Source organism: Variovorax sp. LjRoot84 (genome assembly GCF_964254305.1).
GTDB lineage: Bacteria > Pseudomonadota > Gammaproteobacteria > Burkholderiales > Burkholderiaceae_C > Variovorax.
Genome location: NZ_CAXUTE020000001.1, coordinates 1,958,056 through 1,975,773 on the forward strand (window position 1 = coordinate 1,958,056; position 17,718 = coordinate 1,975,773).

The following is a 17,718-nucleotide window of genomic DNA, read 5'->3' on the forward strand; positions in this document are numbered from 1 at the left end:
GGTACCTTTCGCGCTCATCTGCTGATGAACAAGACCGACTTTGCGCCCAACCCAGGCTCCGTGCGTAAGCATTTGGAGCATGCGACCGAAGGAGTTTCCAAGTCATGCCCTCCGTGCCCGACCTTTCCGGCGGTGTTGCCTTCGTACGCGGCAACTACGTGCCCATCGCCGAGGCCGCCATCCCCATCACCGACTGGGGCTTTCTGCGCTCCGACGCCACCTACGACGTGGTCACCGTGTGGGAAGGCGCCTTCTTCCGGCTCGATGCGCATCTGGAGCGCTTCATGTGCAGCTGCGAGCGCTTCCGGCTCGACCCCGGCCTCACGACGGCGCAGATCACCGAGGTGCTGACCGAATGCGTGCGCAGAAGCGGCCTGCGGCATTCCTATGTCGAGATGATCGTCACGCGCGGCCAGCCGCCCTGGGGCTCGCGCGATCCGCGCCAGGCGGTCAATCGCTTCTACGCCTTCGCTGTGCCCTTCGTGTGGATCGCCAACGAGGTGCAGCGCGAGCGCGGCCTGCACCTGAAAGTGAGCGAGGTGCAGCGCATCCCGGCGAGCTCGGTCGATCCGAAGGCCAAGAACTACCACTGGAACGACCTCACCATGGGCCTCCTGGGCGCGCTCGATGCGGGCGCCGACACCGTGGTGCTGACCGATGCGGCCGGCAACGTGGTCGAAGGTCCGGGCTTCAACGTCTTCGGCGTGCGCGGCGGTACCGTCGTCACGCCGAAGGACGGCGTGCTCGAAGGCATCTCGCGGCGCACCGTGATCGAGATCGCAGAGACGCTCGGCATGCGGGTCGAGCTGCGTGACCTGCCGGCCGAGGAGTTGCGCAGCGCCGACGAAGCTTTTCTGAGCACCTCCGGTGGTGGCGTGCTGCCGGTGACGCGGGTGGACGACCAGGTGCTGGGCGACGGCGTGCCTGGCCCGGTGACGCAGCGCCTGCTCCAGACCTACTGGGACTGGCACCGCGACCCGGCCTACAGCCGGCCCATCGATTACGGCCGGTGAATCAGGGCAGCGAGACCCGGTTCAGCGTCGCCGGATCGCCCACGATGGTCTTCACCGTGCCGCCCGGCTCGAACATCACCTGGTATTCGGCCCAGGTATCGAGCCAGTAGCGCCACACGGGGGCGTCCAGCTTCGGGTTCTCGCTGCTGACGGGGTAGCCCAGCGCCATCAGCACCTGCTCGCGCGTCATGCCGGGCGTCACCTTCATCGCCGCGATGGCTGCGCGCGTCTTCTCCGGGTAGCCGACCAGCTTGATCTTCGGGTCCTCGGTCACGACGTAGCGCTGCCCGAACGCGGTGGTCGGGATGTCGCGGCTGTAGTCGTTCTTGAGCCGTTGCGGACGGCCGCCGATGTCCAGGTCGACCCAGCGGAAGTCGTAGCCGGTGATGCGCGCGGGCGTGCCCGCGGCCACGATGCTCATGCCCTGCTCGTCGTAGTTGATGTCGCTGATCTGCTTGCCGTAGCTGCGCATGTTGCAGCACAGGTAGCCCTGGATCATCGGACCCTGCGGCGGCGCAGGACGCTGGGCGTGAGCGGCGGACAGGGGAACGGTGGCCGCCAGGACGGCGGCCAGGGCGAAGCGCTGGAACATCGGAACTCCCTCGTTGGATGTTATTGGGCGCTGCGAGCCGGGGTGGCGCGCAGCGCGAGGGATTCTAGAGGCGTTGTTACAACTCAGCGTGCTACAAAGTCTCGAAATCGCGGCCGATCGCCGGCCGCAGGGGCGCGCTGCTTGAGCCCGAACAGCGGCCGCAGCCAGCCGATGCGGCGGATCAGCCCGTCGCTCAGCGCCCAGCAGCCGAGCACCGTCAGTGCCACCAGCAAGACCGGCTCCAGCACCGGGCCGAGCCGCCATGACGCGAGCGCGACGGCGCCGGCAACGATCAGCGTCTGGTGCAGCATGTACCAGGGGTAGACCGACTCGTTGGCCCAGCCCAGCCAGGGCCAGGGGCGGTCGAGGTAACGATGGGCGAAGCCCAGGATGGCCGCGAGCGCGCTCCACAGGTAGAGCGCGCGCAGCACGCGCAACAGCCGAATATCGGCGCCGGCCAGCTTCAGCGCGAAGTAGGCGACGAGGAGGGCCGCCGCCAGCGCCAGCGCCCAGCCGCGCACCCGCGCCAGCTCGCGCCAGAGGCCGGCATCGATGCCCATCCAGTAGCCGTAGAGAAAGACCGTGAAGTAGAGGGCATGCAGGTACCAGTCGTGGATCAGGTCGTGGGTGGCCGGGAAGCGCGGCCCGAGCACCAGCGTGAAGAGCACGAGCGGCAGGGCCGGCAGCACCAGCAGCCGCCAGCGCCGCAGACCGGTGAAGGCGGCGCGCAGCCGCTGTCCGGCGGCCGATCGCAGCACCGGCAGCAGCAGCGCCACCAGCGCCGTGTAGGCGAAGAGGTAGGGCAGGTACCACAGGTGGTTCCAGGTCATGCCGAAATCGGAGCCGGCGAAGGCGCCCTTGGGCCAGGGCCCCATCGCGAGGTAGCGTGCCATGAAGGCGCCGAATCCCGGCGCCACCAGCCCCCTGGCCACGGCTTCGGCGTAGGCCTGGTAGGGCACCACCACCGTCATGCCGATCGCCAGCGGCAGCAGCAGCCGCAGCGCACGCTGTCCAACCAGGCGCAGCGGCTCCTGGCCGCGCAACAGAAAACCCAGCGCCACGCCCGACACCAGGAACACCAGGTCCATGCGCCAGATGTTGACGGCCTGCATCGGCCATTGCAGCCAGTGGGCGGCATGCGGGCTCTTGAGGTGCCACGGCCAGTCGGCCACGTAGTACATCGCCACGTGGTAGAGGATCAGCAGCAGGAAGGCCAGCGCGCGCAGCGCATCGATGTCGTGTCGTCGGTCGGTGCTCATGGTCCGGCTCCTTGGATGGCAAGGCGGCCATGGTGGCGTGCGGTTCGGTGCGCAGGGGCGGCCAGGGGACGATCCGCCGGCGCTTTGTGACGAGCGGCGGCTCCGGAGGGACGAAATTCGGCCGTCCCGATCCGGATTCACGAGAATCCCGCCATGCCGAAGAACCTGTTCGAACGCTACCAGCCCTATCGGCGGCGGGCTGAGATCGCCTTCTGGGTGATCGTGATGGTGCTGCAGGCGGTCTTCAACACCGCCGTCGCCGTGGTCGACGCGGGCAAGTTGGGACGCGAGGTGCCCCTGTGGCAGCCGGTGGCCTGGGAGCTTTCCAGTCATCTTGTGCTGCTCGCGCTGGTGCCGGCGGTGTTCGCCTTCGAGCGCCGCTTCCCGCTCAACCTGGCCACGCTCGGCCGCAACTGGGCCTGGCACTTGGCCGGCAGCGTGGTCTTCAGCCTGGTGCATGTGGCCGGCATGGTGGCGCTGCGCCATGCGGTCTATGCGCTGGCCGGCAGCCAGTACGACTTCGGCCCCTGGGCCGAGAAGTGGTTCTATGAGTACCTCAAGGACGTGCGCACCTACGCGCTCTTCCTCGTGACCTTGCTGGGCTACCGGCTTTTCATGCTGCGGCTGCAGGGCGAGGCGCGCGTGCTCGATGCGCCGGAGGGTGCGGCCGAGCCCGCGCCGCCCGCGCCCGAGGCGGCGCCGCAGCGGCCCGAGCGCTTTTTGGTGCGCAAGCTCAGGCGCGAGTTCCTGATCGCGGCCAGCGACATCGACTGGCTGCAGGCCCAGGGCAACTACGTCGGCCTGCGCGTCAACGGGCATGACTACCTGCTGCGCGCCACGCTGACCGACTTCCTGGCCCAGCTCGATCCGGCCCGCTATGCGCGCGTGCACCGCAGCTACGCGGCCAACCTGGACCGGGTGGCCGAGATCGAGCCGCTCGACGGCGGCGACGCCCGGCTGCACATGCGCGACGGCACGCAGATCCCCTGCAGCCGGCGCTACCGCGACGCGCTGCGGGCCTGAGCTTCGGGCCCGCGGCGACAATCGCAGGCCTTCCCGCAGCAAGAGAAAGAACATTCCCGATGGCCATCCAGTGGTTCCCCGGTCACATGCACTTGACCCAGAAGGCCATCGCCGAACGGATCAAGGACATCGACGTCGTCATCGAGCTGCTCGATGCGCGCCTGCCGGGCTCCAGCGCCAACCCGATGCTGGCCGAACTCACCGGCCACAAGCCGGGCCTCAAGGTGCTCAACAAGCAGGACCTGGCCGATCCCGAACGCACCGCGCTCTGGCTGGCCCACTACAACGCGCAGCCGGCCACGCGCGCGATCGGCCTCGATGCCAGCCAGACCGCGCCGGCGCGGCAACTGATCGACGCCTGCCACGAACTCGCGCCGAACCGCGGCGGCATGGCCAAGCCGATGCGCGTGCTGATCTGCGGCATTCCCAACGTCGGCAAATCCACGCTGATCAACACGCTGACCGGCAGCCGCAAGGCCAAGACCGGCGACGAGGCCGGCATCACCAAGCTCGAGCAGCGCATCGTGCTGGCCGACGACTTCTATCTTTGGGACACGCCCGGCATGCTGTGGCCGCGCATCATCGTGGCCAAGAGCGGCTACAACCTGGCCGCCAGCGGCGCCATCGGCCGCAATGCCTTCGACGAGGAAGAGGTGGCGCTGGAACTGCTCGGCTACCTGAAGCGCGACTACGCGGGCCTGGTCGAGGCGCGCTTCAAGCTCGAATCGATCGAGGGCTTCCGCGACGAGCAGGTGCTCGAAGCCATCGGCCGCAAGCGCGGCGCGCTGCTCGGCCGGGGCCGCGTGAACCTGCAGAAGGCGGCCGAGGTCGTGATGCACGAATTCCGCAGCGGCAACATGGGCCGCATCACGCTGGAGACGCCGCAGGAGTTTGCCGGGTGGCTCGCGGCGGGGCAGTTGCTGGATGCGGAGCGCCGGGCGAAGAAGGAAGCGCGCTCGCGCAAGAAGCGCCCTCCCGAGCAGGAAGACAGCCCGCCCGAGAGGCCCTAGTCGAATTCGATCTGCGCTTCCTGTGCGATGTAGCGCACGTAGTAGAAATCGCGGATTGCGCTCACCCGATCGTCCTGCCAGCTCAATTCGATGAAGTAGTTCGGCCGCACCGCGCCCGGCGGGGAGAAAACCGCCAGCACCTCGCGGCCGTCGAGCCAGCCCGGCACCAGGCGCCAGTCGGGGAGCTTGGCGTAGTTGCCGAAGTAGGGCGCCACGTCGCGCCGGCCTGCCGCCTTGCGCCGCGACACCAGGTCGAGCCGCACTTCGTCGGCGAGCATGGCGCGCACGCCGTCCCAGTCATGGGCGTTGAACAGGCTTGCATAGCGCACCAGCGCCGGCTGGAAGGCGCGCGCCGGCGTTGGCGGCGGCGCGACTTCGGACAGCTCGCGCAGCAGCGCGCGCCCGCGGTGCAACGCGGCCTTGACGGCCGGCACGCTCAGTTCGAGCTCGCTGGCGATCTCCTCCAACGAATGGTCCAGCACGTCCTTGAGGATCACGCAGCCGCGCTGCGCCGGCGCGAGCTGAAGAAAGAGAGAGAGGGCGGCATGCACGGCCTGATGCCGCGCCAGCGCCTGGTCGGGCTCGCGGGCCTCGTCGTCCGCGATCTCGGATGCTGCGTCGAGGGGCTCGGTCTTCAGGTACGCATCGTGCCGCCAGCGGTCGACCGCCCGGTTGTGGGCGATGCGAAAAAGCCAGGGGCGCAGCGGCGGCAGCTCCTTCAGTTCCGACAGCTGGTAGTAGGCGCGTGCCAGCGTGTCCTGGACCACGTCTTCGCCGTCGGCGACCGAGCCGGTCATGCGCGTGCAGTAGCGATGCAGCTCGGGCCGCACCTCGTCGACGAGCGCCAGGAACTGCCGGCGCGCCTCTTCCAGCGTGTCGAGGATCGCGTCGTGCGTGTCACTTGCCGAAGAAGCCATAGGACCCGATCTCCTCCAGTTCCGTCGTGACCGGCGGCGTCTCGCAGCGCTCGCGGATCTCCGCCGTGAAGGCCTTGAAGGCGGGAAGCGCCGTCAAGGCATTGGCACCGTCCGCGGCCTCATGTGAAACGAGGTGGACGAAGCTCACGCCATCCGCCAGCTTGAAGGTGGCGTAGTGCAGGCCAGGCGGTCGGGCCTGATGGAGCGCTTCGTACACCGCGCGGACGTAGCTTTCATTCTCGGCCACCCGGTCGGCCTTCACCTTGTATTGCACCATGCGTTTCATGATCGGAGTCCTTTCTCCGGCAAAGGCCGGAACAGCTTGTTTTCTGTCGGGAGCCGCCAGGCCGCGAGCGCGGCCAGCACCGACAGTGCGGCGGCGACACCCATCGCCTGCGCGAAGCCTTGACTGAAAGCCGGCGGCGAGGCCAGGCTGCCGGCGCGCGCAAACACCTCGACCAGGAGCGCGATGCCGAACATTCCGCCCAGGTAGCGAAACATGTTGAAGGTGCCGGAGGCCTTGCCGATCTCCACGGGCGCCACCGCGCTCAGCACTGCGTTCTGGGCCGCGGGCATGGCCATCGAGACGCCGGCACCGCCGACGATCAGCGGCAGGACGAGCTGGGCATAGGGAAGATCGGGCGCCGCGATCAGCGCGATCCAGGCGCTGCCGATGGCCTGCAGCAGCACGCCGCAGACGACCAGCGGCCGCTCGCCGAAGCGGTTGACCAGGCTGCCCGCCAGGGGCGCGACCACGAACAGCGTGGCCGTCCATGGCAAGAGCCGCAGCCCCGCGCCGAGCGGGCCCGCGCCCTGCGACTGCAGAAACTGCGGCAGGAAGAACACCGTGCCGTACATCGGCGCGTAGAAAAGAAAACTGGCCGCAATGCCGGATGAGAAGCCGCGCGAGCGGAACAGCGAGAGGGGCAGCATCGGCGCAACTGCGCGCCGCTCCCAGGCCAGGAAGCCGATCGCCAGCAGCAGGCCGGCCGCCAGCGCCCCGGCCACTTCGAAGCTGGCCCAGGCGGCCTCGTGCCCGCGCGTCAGTCCCCACACCGCGCCCAGGATCGCGCCGGTGGCGAGCAGCACGCCCGGAAGGTCGAGCGCGGCGGCCGGCCCGCGGCTCTCCGGGATGCGGCGCAGCATGAGCGGAGCGACGACCAGCCCGATCGGAACGTTGATCCAGAAGATCCATCGCCAGTCAAGGCCTTCGGCCACCGCGCCGCCCGCGGCCGGCCCGACGATCAGGGCCAGCCCGGTGACGCCGCTGAAGATGCCGAGCGCCCGGGCCCGCGTCTCCTTGGGAACGGCCGCGCTCAAGAGCGCCATCGCCAGCGGCATCGCCAGTGCCGCGCCGACCCCTTGCAGGGCGCGCGCGGCGATCAGCCAGGCGACGCTGCCCGCCATCGCACAGCCGACCGAGGCGAGGACGAAGATCGCGAGGCCCGCGACCAGCATGCGCCGGCGCCCGAAGCGATCGCCGAGCGCCGCGCCGCTCATGAGCAGCACGGCGAAGCTCAGGTTGTAGGCATTGACGGTCCATTCCAGCGCTTCGATCGGTGCGCCGAAATCCTTGCCGATCGCGCTCAGTGCGGTCGTGACCACCAGCGCGTCGAGCGCGATCATGAAAGAGGTCAGCGAGGCCAGCGCGAGAACCCAGCGCGGGGAGGGGGCCACGTGAAATGTCGGGTCGTAGGTCATACGACGAGGACGAACGGGACGCGGGAAAGGATGCGGTGCGAGGAATCCAATGAAGCGCAAAGCCGTTCTTTACGCTTCAAATTTGAAGCGTAAATGGATAAGATGCGCTTCATGTGGATCTGGCAGGCCGCCGAGTGGCCTCATTTCAAGTTCGACGCGCAGGCGCTGCAGCCGGCGCTGGCCGCGGCTCGCGTTGCGCAAGGACGGATGCTCGGCGTAGCGAGCGGTCTTCAACTGGTCGATCTGGGCGAACTGCAGCTCACCGAATGGGCGCAGGAAGCCGTCGCCACCGCGCAGATCGAGGGTGAAATGCTGCAGATCAATTCGGTGCGCGCGTCGGCCGCGCGCCGTCTGGGCTTGACGCAGAGCAGTCGCGCGCGGCTGACCCAGCGCGAACCCCGTGCCGAAGCCACGCTGGATGTGATCGAGGCCGCGGTCGCGCAATGGCAGCAGCCACTGACCGAGGCCAGCCTTTTCGATTGGCATGCTGCGCTGTTCCCCAACGGCCGTAGCGGCATCACGCGCATCGTGACGGGTGCCTACCGCACGCACCCCGAGCCCATGCAGATCGTCACGCCGAGGCTGGGCAAGCCGGACACGGTGCACTACGAGGCGCCGGCCTCGCGCGATGTGCCGTCGCAGATGCGCCTGCTGGTGGACTGGTTCAACAATGCGGAGCTTCGCGCCGGCATGGACGGCATCGTGCGTGCCGCGCTGGCGCATCTCTGGTTCGAAACCATCCATCCCTTCGAGGACGGCAACGGCCGCATCGGCCGGGCGCTGAGCGATCTGGCGTTGGCGCAGGACACGCGCAGCAGCCAGCGCCTGTTCAGCCTCTCCCAGCAGATCTGGCTCGACCGCCAGGGCTACGACGCGCATCTTCACAGTGCGTCCTGCCAAACGCAGATGGACGTCACATCCTGGGTACTGTGGTTCGTGGGGCGCGTCGAACAGGCATGTCTTGCCACGCTGAGCCAGATGCAGACCGCAGCCGACAAGAGCGCGTTCCGGCTCGGCATCCAGGCGGCTCACCCTGAACTTGCGCCCAGCCAGCGCAAGGTGCTGAACAAGCTCTTCGACACCCAGCCCGCAGGCTTTGCGGGCGGCATGAGCACGGAGAAGTACGTCGCGATCACCGGCGTATCGCGTGCCACCGCCTACCGCGAACTCACGCAGCTTGCCGAATGGGGGCTGCTTGCGCGAACAGGGCAGGGGCGAGGCACGCGCTACGCACTGGTGCCCGGCGACGCCTAATCTCACTTCCACAGGCCTCGGAACATGCGCACAGTGCGGTCGCCAGCGGGAAAATCCCGGGCGCGGCGCGATGCCACCAAGTCAAGATGCAAACTCATCCTTCACTCCAGCCGGAGCCTACCCATGCACTACGTCCTCGCGCGCATCACCGTCAAACCTGAGGTCGTCGAACTCGCCAAGGGCATCCTCGTCGACCTGGCGACCAAGTCGCGACAGGAACCGGGTTGCATGGGCTATGAGCTCTACCAGCAGGCCGAGGCGCCGCACGTTTTCCAGACCGTCGAGCAGTGGCAGGCCAAGGCGCATGCCGATGCGCACATGGCGACCGTGCACGTGGGCGCGGCGATCGCGGCCGCGGGGCCGCTGTTCGCGGCGGCGCCGGAGATCGTGGCCTACACCAGGTTGGTCTAGGGTCTGAAGGTCCTGGCGAGCAGGGCCTCGAAGGTTGCCTCGGCATTGGCCAGCGCGGCCTGCTGCTGGAGCAAGATCGAGTGCAGGGCCGTCGCATGTTCGGCAAATGCCTGCTGATGCGCGAGCGGCGCAACCATGATCGGCAGCGTACGGAGCCTTTCCTTCGAGATGTTGAGCATCGACGCGGCCGTTCCGCTGGCCATCAATCGAAGCCGTCTTCGGATGGCCGGCGCCGTCAGCAGCGCCCACAGGTAGAGCGGATGCACGCCCGATTCGGGCCGCAGGCAGAGGCGGAAGATCAGGTCGGGCAGGAGGATCCGGCCCTGGGTGTCCCAGACATAGGCCGGCGTGCCCACGAGCTCCAGCGTGTTCTTGCGGCTGAGCAGGAGATCGCCGCGCCGAACCTCGCAGCGCGCATCGGGCACTTCCTTGTCGGGCAGGGTCTTGTGGTCCGACTCGTTGTAGGCGGCATGCTTCAGCGCGCTCAGGCGCAGCACGCCCCATTCGTCGGGCGCCTTCGGCCGGTCGTGGCAGCGCGGGCTCTTGCCGCTGTCGATGCGCTCGAGCACATCGCCCAGCGTCGCCACCGGCCAACTCTTGGGATTGGCGGCGGCGTCGCCGAACATGTCGGCGTGGATGGCGAGGATCAGCCGCTCGGTCTTCTTGCGCGCTTCGCGCCGAAGCCGGACGATGCTTTCCGCGCAGGACAGCACGTCGACCATGCGGCGCTGCTCGGCCAGCGCGGGCACCGGAATGGCAGCGCCCGCCATGAAGGCCGCGGGCACGCGCTGCTGGCCGGCGGTGCCGGTGAAGCTTCTGCGCGCCTCGCGCCGAAAGCGCTGCTGGCGCACGAAGTAGTAGAGCCACTCGGGCAGAACGGATTCTTTCGCGCGCAGCACGTGGAACTCGGTGGAACCGAAGCCGCGTCCACCGGCCAGGCCGCGCGCGATGGCGGCCTTGCCGTTCTCCATGCACGGCGTGATCTTGGCGAACAGCACATCGTCCTCGGCGAAGGGGGTATAGCCCTTCTTCACTTCGGCGAAGCGGCGCATCAGGCGCTGCTCGATGGTGCCGGAAGTCTCGTTCACCGCGGCCATCGGGACGAAGCCGACTTCACTGTCTTCCTGCAGGCCGTGCGACTTCGGCAACCTCGGGTTGATGTCGCAGACCTCGCCGAGCAGCGCGATGCGGGCCGCCGGCATCATGGAATGCGCTCCGCCAGCGCGGCGCGCAGCGCCTCGATCTCTTCCACGATCTCGGCCTCGATCGCCGCCAGTTCGCCGAGCAGCTCGCGCGGATCCTGGTGCTCGACCTGCGCCTGGCTCATCGGCCGGTAGCGGCTGGCCGACAGGTTGAAGTCGTTGGCGCGCAGCGCGGCCGCATCGGCGAACCACCATTTCTCGGTCCACTCGGCGTCCGCATCGCGCGCCTGCCAGCGCGCCCAGGCTGCATCGCGACGCGCGTAGGCCTGCGACAGCGCGGGCAGGTCGTCGGCTTCGATGGGCGTGTCGTGGTTGGCGTCGAGCCGGTAGCCGTCGTCGTCGGCATGCAGGAACTGCACGTGCCCGGTGCGCCCGCCGCGGCGGAAGAACAGCACCGAGGTCTTGACGCCCGAGTAGGGCTGGAACACGCCGCTGGGCAGGCTCAGCACGGCCTCGACACGATGCTGCTCGATCAGCTGGCGGCGCAGCTCGCGGTGTGCGAGCGTGGAGCCGAAGAGCACGCCCTCCGGCACCACCACCGCGGCCCGGCCGTCGGGGCGCAGGCTGTCGAGCATGTGCTTGAGGAACAGCAGCTCGGTGGCGCTGGTGCTGCCGATCTTCACCTCGTCGACGATGCGGTCCTTGTCGACCCGGCCCGAGAAGGGCGGGTTCGCCAGCACCACGTGGAAGCCTTCGGCCGGCAGGCCCAGTGCGGCCTTGTAGCCGGCGTCGAGCGAGGTGGTCAGCACGTTGCGCTGCAGGATGCGCACATGGGCCAGGCCGCGCAGCGTGAGGTTCATGGTCGCCAGCCGCACCATCTTCGGGTCGACGTCGTTGCCGAAGAAGGTGGCGGTCTGCAGCGTGGAAAGCTGGTCGGCCGAGAGCTTGTCGCCCAGGCCGCGCAGGTGCGTCTTGCCGTCGAGCTCGGCCTCCGCGATGCCGCCGGGCGAGGAGTTCGCGAGCCGGATCTGGTTGTAGGCCACCACCAGAAAGCCCGCGGTGCCGGCGGCGGGGTCGTAGACCGTCTCGCCGACCTGCGGATCGACCATCTCGACGATGGTTCGGATGATGTGGCGCGGCGTACGGAACTGGCCCAGCTCACCGGCCTGCTTCATCTGGCGCAGCACGTGCTCGAACAGATCGCCCTTGGTGTCGGCATCGGCCTGGTCGAGCCGCAGGCCGTCCACCAGGCGGATGACCTGCGTCAGCACCGTGGGATCGTCGATGCCCAGGCGCGCGCCGCGCATGAAATCGTAGGCCGAGGCTTCGCCGATCTCGGCGAAGAAGGGAAACACCTCGTCGCGCACGAAGCGCACCAGCGCCTCGCCCGACAGCTCGCGCGACCAGAGCGACCAGCGAAAGCGGTTGCGCGGAACGGTCGGCTCGCCGGTGTGCAGCACGGTGGCGGGCAGGTTGCCTTCGCGCGCGGCCGGCACGAAGGCATTCAAGGGATTTCGGAGCTCCCACTCGCCATCGAACAGGCTGATGGGGCGCGTCTTCAGCATGCGGGCGCGTGCCTTGGCCTCGGCGTCGATGCCCTCGACGAGATAGAAGAAGAACAGGAAGGACAGCTGCTCGGCGTTGTTGACCGGGTCCGGGTAGCCACCGCCAAAAAGGTAATCGCGAATCTGGTCGATGGACCGTCGCATGTCGGCAGTCAGGGGCATGAGGGCAAGGCGCTCGAAGAATTTGTGTTTATGGGTCGCGAGTCTACGAGGCAATTGGGAGGGGGTTGACGGCCTCCACTGTGGCGGCGGGGCTGTAGCAAACTCAGGGACCTCTCAAGAACACCCCGCCATGCCTCCCATCCCGCCGCAGCTCGAAGTCACCCAGCCCGATCTTTCCGCCTACCGCCAAGGCAACACCGGCGTCGACTATGTCCACCGCTTCGAATCCGGCAAGCCCGGGCCGCATGTGCTGATCAACGCGCTGACCCACGGCAACGAGATCTGCGGCATGGCGGCCGCCACCCATCTGCTCGACAGCGGCGTGCGCCCGAAGACCGGCACGCTCACGGTGAGCTTCGCCCACGTGGAGGCCTACAACGCCTTCGACCCGGACCAGCCCTTCGAAAACCGCCAGCTCGTCCACAACCTGAACCGCATCTGGTCCGACGAGTGGCTGGACGGCCCCGAGGACAGCCCCGAGCTGCGCCGCGCCCGCGAACTGCGGCCCGTCGTGGCCGCGGCCGACCACATCCTCGACATCCACTCGACCAGCCAGCCCGTGGCGCCCTTCTGGGTCTACCCGGCCTTCGCGCGCAACACCGCGGTGGCGCTGGCGATCGGACGCCCCGCGATCCACCTGCTCATGCCCAAGGGCCTGGGCTCGGGCACGCCGCTGATCCAGCATGGCCGCCACGGCGAGGAGGAGAGCCCGGCCGGCGCAGCCATGGTGGTCGAGTGCGGCCAGCACTTCCTGCAGGCCACGGCCGACTTGGCCACCGCAGTGAGCCTGGATTTTCTGGCCCATTTCGGCCTGATCGAGCGCGACCCGGCCACGCCGGCGCCCGGACCGCAGCAGCGCTTTGAGCTGCTGGAAACGCGGATGGTCAAGACCGAGGAGTTCCGCTTCGTGCGGCCGCTGCTCGGCTTCGAGGTGTTTGCCAAGGGCGAGCTGATCGCGACCGATGGGGCGGAGGAGATTCGGGCGCTCTGCGAGGACTGCACCGTGCTCATGCCGGCGCGGGTGCCGATCGTGGGGCGGGAGGCGGTGTACCTGACGCGGCCGCTCTAGACCCCGGCGACCGGCTACTTGCCCCAGCTGTCCTTCATGCCGGCCGCGCGATTGAACACGAGCCCGTTGCCCTGGTGCGTGTCCAGCACGAAGTAGCCGTGCCGTTCGAACTGGAAGGCAGCGCCGCCGGCGGGCTTGGCCAGCGCGGGCTCGACATAAGCGCTGGCCGTGATCAGGCTCGTGGCGTTGAGGTCTTCCTCCAGTTCGCCGCCGCCCGGCTGGGGCGCAGCGAAAAGGCGTTCGTAGAGCCGCACCTCGGCCGGCACCGCATCGGCCGCCGCCACCCAGGTGATGTTTCCCTTCACCTTGATCGCATCCGCGCCGGGCGTTCCGCTCTTGGTGTCCGGCACCAGCCTGGCCTGCACTTCAACGAGCTTGCCGTCCGCGTCCCGCGTGCCGCCGGTGCATTCGATGACGTGGCCGTACTTGAGCCGCACCTTGTTGCCCGGGAACAGGCGGAAAAAGCCCTTGGGCTGCACGTCCTCGTAGTCGGTGCGCTCGATCCAGACCTCGCGGCCCAGCTTGAAGCTGCGCTTGCCCATCTCGGGGTGGTGCGGATGCACGGGGGCCGTGCATTCGTCCAAAAAGCCGGCGCCCATCAGCTCGTCCCAGTTGGTGATGACCAGCTTGACCGGGTCGAGCACGGCCATGGCGCGCGGGGCGATCGGGTCGAGGGTGTCGCGCAGCGCGGCTTCGAGGCTGGCGTAGTCTATCCAGCCGCCGGACTTGGTGACGCCCGAGCGTTCGCAGAAAAGCTTGAGTGCCTCGGGCGTGTAGCCGCGGCGGCGCAGGCCGGCCAGGGTCGGCATGCGGGGGTCGTCCCAGCCGTCGACATGGCCTTCTTCCACCAATTGGCGCAGCTTGCGCTTGCTGGTGATCACGTGGGTCACGTTGAGGCGCGCGAACTCGTACTGGCGCGGGTGCGGCGTGGCGATCAGGCCGCCTTCGGCCAGGCGGTCGAGCAGCCAGTCGTAGAAGGGGCGCTGATCTTCGAATTCCAGCGTGCAGATGCTGTGCGTGATCTGCTCCAGCGCGTCCTCGATCGGGTGCGCGAAGGTGTACATCGGGTAGATGCACCAGGTGTCGCCGGTGTTGTGGTGCGTCGCGCGGCGGATGCGGTAGAGCGCCGGGTCGCGCATGTTGATGTTGCGGCTTCCCATGTCGATCTTGGCGCGCAGCACGGCGGCGCCGTCGGCGAGCTGGCCGTCGCGCATGGCGCGGAAGCGCTCGAGGTTCTGCTCGGGCGTGCGGCTGCGGAAGGGGCTGTCGGTGCCCGGGGTGTTGAAGTCGCCGCGGGTGGCGCGGATTTCCTCGGCGCTCTGCTCGTCGACGTAGGCCAGGCCGGCGCCGATCAGGTACTCGGCCGCGCGGTACATGAAGTCGAAGTAGTTGCTCGCGAAGTAGACGTGCTCGTTGGGCGCGCCGAGCCGGGCCGGATCGTCGGCCAGCACAGTGTCGTATCCGAGCCACTTCACGGCGTCGCGGATGGCGTCGACGTACTCCTGCTCTTCCTTCTCGGGGTTGGTGTCGTCGAAGCGCAGATGGCACACGCCGCCGTATTCCCTGGCCAGCTCGAAGTTGAGCCAGATGCTCTTGGCGTGGCCGATGTGCAGATAGCCGTTGGGCTCGGGCGGGAAGCGCAGGCGCACCCGGGCCGGGTCCTGCATGCCCTGGGCATGGTGCGCCGCATCGCCGGGAGAACCGCCCCATTGGCGGCCGGCATAGTGGCCCTGTTCGAGGTCGTTTTCGATGACGTGGCGCAGGAAATTGCTCGGTTTGGCGGTATCGTGGTCGGCAGGGGAAGTCATCCGTTCATTCTAGGTGGGCCCCTCGCGGCGTTACATTTTGCAACTTTCTTCACCCAGCAATGTGAACGGAGTTGACAGTTGGCGCGTTCAATACAGGCATGGGCGATTTGCGCCCTCCCAACAAGGAGTCCCACAAAATGAGCCTCACTCGTTCCACTTTCTTCAAATGGGCTGCCGCCGGTGCGGTCGCAGCGGGCGCATTGTTCACGGCGGCCTCGGCCAATGCTCGCGGCGACGTGAGCTGGTCGGTCGGCATCAGCGCACCCGGTGTGGCAGTCGGCGTGGCGGCTCCGCCGGTGTACTACGCGCCGCCGCCGGTCTACTACCGTCCGGCTCCCGTGTACTACGCGCCGCCGCCGCCGGTCTACTACCGTCCGGCCCCCGTGTACTACGGCCCGCCGGCCCCGGTTTACTACCGTCAGCCGTATGGCTACTACCGTCATCACTCCTATCGCGGCCATGGCCATGGCCATGGCCATGGTCACGGCCACGGCCACGGCCACTGGCGCTGAGCGCAGACAGATACGATTGCCTGCTGTCACATGAAAAAACCGGCCTCAGGGCCGGTTTTTTCATGGGTGCCTTCTTTTCACATGGCGCGAAACAGGTGGGCATAGAGGCGGCTGACCGGGATTTTTTCCCGGCGGCCACGCAGGGCCAGATGCAGCTTGCCGGCCTCGTCGCGGTGCACCGATTCGATGGCTTCGCTGCGCACCACCATGGCGCGGTGCACCTGCCAGAAGGCGCCGGCGTCGAGCTGCGGCAGCAACTGCTTGAGCGGCGTGCGGATCAGGTATTCGTGGCTGGCGGTCAGCACGCGCACGTACTTGTCGGCCGCCTCGAAGTACTGCACCTCGTCGATCGGGACCATGCGCACCGTGTTCCCGGAGGTGCCAGCCTCGCTGGCGGCGATCAGCTTGAGGGGCATCGCGCCCGCCGGAACCGCGGCCGCGCCGCCGGCCGTCGCCAGCAGCTTGCGCCATTGCGAGAGGGTGCTGGCCAGCGCGTCGTCGGCCGGTACCGCGGGGGAATTGCGAAGTTCCAGCGCGTCCTTCAGGCGCGCGACGGTGCGCTGCAGGCGTTCGGTCTGCACCGGCTTCAGCACGTAGTCGATGGCCTGGGCGTCGAAGGCGCGGGCCGCGTACTCGTCGTAGGCGGTCACGAACACCAGCTGCGGCATCGGTGCCTCGTCGGCGGGCCAGGCATCGGCCAGTTCGGCGGCGGCGGCCAGGCCGTCCTGGCCCGGCATGCGGATGTCGAAGAACAGCACCTGCGGCAGCAGGCGCAGCGCCTCACGCACCGCGCTCTGGCCGTCGCCCACGGTGGCGAGCACCTGCAGTTCGGGCCAGGCGGCGGCGAGTTCGGCACGCAGGGCCTGGGCCAGCAGCGGTTCGTCTTCGGCGATGAGGGCGGTGGGTTTCATGCAGGCAAGGGAAGGGTGATGGTGGCGCGGGTGCCGCCGGCTGGACCCGCGCTCAGGTCCAGCGAGCTTTGCGGGCCGTACACGGTGGCGAGCCGCTCGCGCACCTGCGCGAGGCCGAAGCCGCCATCTTCGGAGGGCGGCCGGGTGTTGTCGATGCCCACGCCGGTATCACACACGTCGATGAGGAGATTCCGGCCTTCGCGCCGCGCGCTGACCGCGATCTCGCCGCCTCCCACTTTGGGCTCGAGGCCGTGCCGGATGGCGTTTTCGACCAGCGGCTGCAGCAAGAGCGGCGGCACCGGCACCTCGCGCAGGTCCTCGGGCAGATCGAGCCTGTAGGCGAGCCGTGCGCCCATGCGCACCGACATCAGTTCGAGGTAGTCGCGCAGGCGCTGGAACTCGGCCGCCAGCGGATGCGCGAGCGCGCGCGAGCCGCTGAGCGTCACGCGCAGGTAGCTGTTGAGGCTGTCGAGCATGGCCACGGCGCGCGGCGGATCGGTGGTGATCAGCACGCGCAGGTTGGCCAAGGTGTTGAAGAGCATGTGCGGCTCGAGCTGCGTTTCGATCAGCTTGAGCCGCGCATCGGTGGCGTCGCGTTCGGCGAGGGCGATCTGCCCCTGGAGGTACTTGGCCTTGCCGCGGCTGTAGTAGTAGTAGCAGATCGCGATGGTCGCGACCAGCGTGATCATCAGCGTCGAGACCAGCCTGTCCGGCGAGAAGGTCCGGAACTCCAGCATCGGCTTGCCGGTCCAGGCATCGCCGATCGCGTTGCCGCCCAGAAAGCCGATCACGACGCCCGTGAGGACCAGCAGGATGCCCGGCAGGCCGAGCGGCCAAGGCTTGTCGCTGCGCCCGGCCAGCAGCAGGCGGCCGATGTCGATCACCAGCCAGCTGATCATCCCGATCGAGAACGAATAGATGAGCTGCGACACCCATCCGCCGCGGCCCGAAATGGCCAGCACCACCGCGATGACGCAGGAGAACACCGCGGTGGTTACGCCGTGCCGCAGCAGGTCCTTGAGATTCCCCGGTGTGAAGCTGCGCGTCAGCGCGTCGATCACCGGCGGTCTCCGCCGCGCAGCGCCTTGCGTTCGCGTTCGAGCAAACGGTCGTAGAGATTGCCGCCCGGGGCGACGAAGAACACCACCGCGCCGTGGATCAGGAGGCCCAGGCCCCAGCCGAGCAGCGGGTACATGGCCCAGTCCTGCCCGCGCGAGGTGGCCAGGAGCACCAGGAACAGGTTGACCAGCAGGTAGACGGTGGCATGGATGTACCAGCCCATCTTGGCGCCAGCACGGCGGCGGGCGAGCCGTTCCTGCGGATCATGGTTGGAGGAGTCGTCGTTCATGGTGTCGCCTCTTTGAAAGAC

The 17,718-nt window shown here is 68.3% G+C and carries 18 protein-coding genes; 7 read left to right on the forward strand and 11 right to left on the reverse strand.

The features are described 5' to 3' along the window. Window positions 1-104 precede the first annotated feature (104 nt). The gene (locus tag ACSQ9I_RS10210) at window positions 105-1,013 is read left to right on the forward strand and encodes an aminotransferase class IV (protein ID WP_436313096.1); all 909 of its coding nucleotides are present in this window, start codon (window positions 105-107) and stop codon (window positions 1,011-1,013) included. A 1-nt stretch (window position 1,014) separates the two neighbouring features. On the opposite strand, the gene ACSQ9I_RS10215 is transcribed toward ACSQ9I_RS10210, so the two are convergent. Further along, window positions 1,015-1,605, reverse strand: a complete 591-nt coding sequence (locus tag ACSQ9I_RS10215; protein WP_436313097.1) for a cell envelope protein SmpA — start codon at window positions 1,603-1,605, stop codon at window positions 1,015-1,017. An 83-nt stretch (window positions 1,606-1,688) separates the two neighbouring features. Beyond that, the gene (locus ACSQ9I_RS10220; protein ID WP_436313098.1) at window positions 1,689-2,864 is read right to left on the reverse strand and encodes an acyltransferase family protein; all 1,176 of its coding nucleotides are present in this window, start codon (window positions 2,862-2,864) and stop codon (window positions 1,689-1,691) included. 153 nt (window positions 2,865-3,017) lie between these two features. Between ACSQ9I_RS10220 and ACSQ9I_RS10225 the strand changes: the two genes are divergently transcribed. Further along, entirely contained in the window at window positions 3,018-3,887 is an 870-nt protein-coding gene (locus ACSQ9I_RS10225; protein ID WP_436313099.1) for a LytTR family DNA-binding domain-containing protein, read from the forward strand. Between the two features lie 59 nt (window positions 3,888-3,946). Next, window positions 3,947-4,897: a ribosome biogenesis GTPase YlqF gene (gene ylqF / locus ACSQ9I_RS10230; RefSeq protein WP_436290666.1), complete on the forward strand. Its 951-nt coding sequence runs from the start codon at window positions 3,947-3,949 to the stop codon at window positions 4,895-4,897. Here the strand turns inward: ylqF and ACSQ9I_RS10235 are convergent. The 3 genes from ACSQ9I_RS10235 to ACSQ9I_RS10245 are packed head-to-tail and all read right to left on the reverse strand — an operon-like array spanning window position 4,894 to window position 7,491. Further along, window positions 4,894-5,814 carry a sigma-70 family RNA polymerase sigma factor gene (locus tag ACSQ9I_RS10235; protein ID WP_436313100.1) on the reverse strand — a complete coding sequence of 307 codons (921 nt, stop codon included), beginning with the start codon at window positions 5,812-5,814 and terminating at the stop codon, window positions 4,894-4,896. The genes ylqF and ACSQ9I_RS10235 overlap by 4 nt on opposite strands. Then, window positions 5,795-6,100, reverse strand: a complete 306-nt coding sequence (locus ACSQ9I_RS10240; RefSeq protein ID WP_139191611.1) for a hypothetical protein — start codon at window positions 6,098-6,100, stop codon at window positions 5,795-5,797. The genes ACSQ9I_RS10235 and ACSQ9I_RS10240 overlap by 20 nt, the downstream gene beginning before the upstream one ends. Beyond that, window positions 6,097-7,491, reverse strand: coding sequence for an MFS transporter (locus ACSQ9I_RS10245; RefSeq protein ID WP_436313101.1), 1,395 nt, complete (start codon window positions 7,489-7,491; stop codon window positions 6,097-6,099). The genes ACSQ9I_RS10240 and ACSQ9I_RS10245 overlap by 4 nt, the downstream gene beginning before the upstream one ends. A gap of 117 nt (window positions 7,492-7,608) precedes the next feature. Here ACSQ9I_RS10245 and ACSQ9I_RS10250 point away from each other — a divergent pair, with 117 nt between their 5' ends. Together ACSQ9I_RS10250 and ACSQ9I_RS10255 are read left to right on the forward strand one after the other, a co-directional pair. After that, window positions 7,609-8,769 carry a DUF4172 domain-containing protein gene (locus ACSQ9I_RS10250; RefSeq protein ID WP_436313102.1) on the forward strand — a complete coding sequence of 387 codons (1,161 nt, stop codon included), beginning with the start codon at window positions 7,609-7,611 and terminating at the stop codon, window positions 8,767-8,769. Between the two features lie 123 nt (window positions 8,770-8,892). Further along, on the forward strand, window positions 8,893-9,180 hold the full coding sequence (locus tag ACSQ9I_RS10255; protein WP_436313103.1) for a putative quinol monooxygenase: 288 nt from the start codon (window positions 8,893-8,895) through the stop codon (window positions 9,178-9,180). Here the strand turns inward: ACSQ9I_RS10255 and ACSQ9I_RS10260 are convergent. Together ACSQ9I_RS10260 and ACSQ9I_RS10265 are read right to left on the reverse strand one after the other, a co-directional pair. Then, on the reverse strand, window positions 9,177-10,385 hold the full coding sequence (locus ACSQ9I_RS10260) for a restriction endonuclease subunit S (protein ID WP_436313104.1): 1,209 nt from the start codon (window positions 10,383-10,385) through the stop codon (window positions 9,177-9,179). The two genes, ACSQ9I_RS10255 and ACSQ9I_RS10260, sit on opposite strands and share 4 nt — an antisense overlap. Beyond that, window positions 10,382-12,049, reverse strand: a complete 1,668-nt coding sequence (locus ACSQ9I_RS10265) for an HsdM family class I SAM-dependent methyltransferase (protein ID WP_436313105.1) — start codon at window positions 12,047-12,049, stop codon at window positions 10,382-10,384. Before ACSQ9I_RS10265 ends, ACSQ9I_RS10260 begins: the two co-directional genes overlap by 4 nt. A gap of 130 nt (window positions 12,050-12,179) precedes the next feature. On the opposite strand from ACSQ9I_RS10265, the gene ACSQ9I_RS10270 reads away from it, so the two are divergent. Beyond that, window positions 12,180-13,118 carry a succinylglutamate desuccinylase/aspartoacylase domain-containing protein gene (locus ACSQ9I_RS10270; protein WP_093102329.1) on the forward strand — a complete coding sequence of 313 codons (939 nt, stop codon included), beginning with the start codon at window positions 12,180-12,182 and terminating at the stop codon, window positions 13,116-13,118. Between the two features lie 14 nt (window positions 13,119-13,132). On the opposite strand, the gene ACSQ9I_RS10275 is transcribed toward ACSQ9I_RS10270, so the two are convergent. Further along, window positions 13,133-14,926 carry a glutamine--tRNA ligase/YqeY domain fusion protein gene (locus tag ACSQ9I_RS10275; RefSeq protein WP_436313106.1) on the reverse strand — a complete coding sequence of 598 codons (1,794 nt, stop codon included), beginning with the start codon at window positions 14,924-14,926 and terminating at the stop codon, window positions 13,133-13,135. A 137-nt stretch (window positions 14,927-15,063) separates the two neighbouring features. Between ACSQ9I_RS10275 and ACSQ9I_RS10280 the strand changes: the two genes are divergently transcribed. Then, the gene (locus tag ACSQ9I_RS10280) at window positions 15,064-15,438 is read left to right on the forward strand and encodes a hypothetical protein (RefSeq protein WP_436313107.1); all 375 of its coding nucleotides are present in this window, start codon (window positions 15,064-15,066) and stop codon (window positions 15,436-15,438) included. 77 nt (window positions 15,439-15,515) lie between these two features. On the opposite strand, the gene ACSQ9I_RS10285 is transcribed toward ACSQ9I_RS10280, so the two are convergent. Genes ACSQ9I_RS10285 through ACSQ9I_RS10295 form a run of 3 tightly spaced genes read right to left on the reverse strand, consistent with a single transcriptional unit; the run spans window position 15,516 to window position 17,697 of the window. After that, the gene (locus ACSQ9I_RS10285) at window positions 15,516-16,349 is read right to left on the reverse strand and encodes a LytR/AlgR family response regulator transcription factor (protein ID WP_093102334.1); all 834 of its coding nucleotides are present in this window, start codon (window positions 16,347-16,349) and stop codon (window positions 15,516-15,518) included. Continuing rightward, on the reverse strand, window positions 16,346-17,407 hold the full coding sequence (locus ACSQ9I_RS10290) for a sensor histidine kinase (protein WP_436315733.1): 1,062 nt from the start codon (window positions 17,405-17,407) through the stop codon (window positions 16,346-16,348). The genes ACSQ9I_RS10285 and ACSQ9I_RS10290 overlap by 4 nt, the downstream gene beginning before the upstream one ends. Next, window positions 17,407-17,697, reverse strand: coding sequence for a 2TM domain-containing protein (locus ACSQ9I_RS10295; protein ID WP_093102335.1), 291 nt, complete (start codon window positions 17,695-17,697; stop codon window positions 17,407-17,409). The genes ACSQ9I_RS10290 and ACSQ9I_RS10295 overlap by 1 nt, the downstream gene beginning before the upstream one ends. Between the last annotated feature and the right edge of the window lie 21 nt (window positions 17,698-17,718).